1 protein-coding gene is annotated in these 255 nt (G+C 56.9%); it reads left to right on the top strand.

Annotation, left to right across the window (positions count from 1 at the left end):
* Positions 1 to 255: phosphopantetheine-binding protein (locus KI350_RS22865; RefSeq protein WP_212930598.1), on the top strand; the 255-nt coding region annotated here is incomplete at both ends.

Raw genomic sequence — 255 nt, 5'->3', positions numbered from 1 at the left:
ATCACGGAAATGAAGCTCGCCAAGCTTTGGGAAGAGGTGCTGAAATACGGCCCTGCCGGCATTCGCGACCACTTTTTCGAACAAGGCGGCCACTCGCTGAAAGCGACAGCGCTCGTCTCCCGCATCGTCAAAGCGTTTGGCGTGCAAGTGCCGCTGAAGGAGATTTTCGCCAAGCCGACACTGGAAGAGCTCGCCGCCGTGATTCAGGAATTGGATGAAAGCCCGCATGCGGCGATTGAACCGGCAGAAAAACAG

This window comes from Bacillus sp. J41TS8, assembly GCF_018333035.1.
GTDB classification, from domain to species: Bacteria; Bacillota; Bacilli; order Bacillales; family Bacillaceae; genus Bacillus; species Bacillus paralicheniformis.
This window is presented reverse-complemented; position numbering and strand designations above follow the sequence as displayed.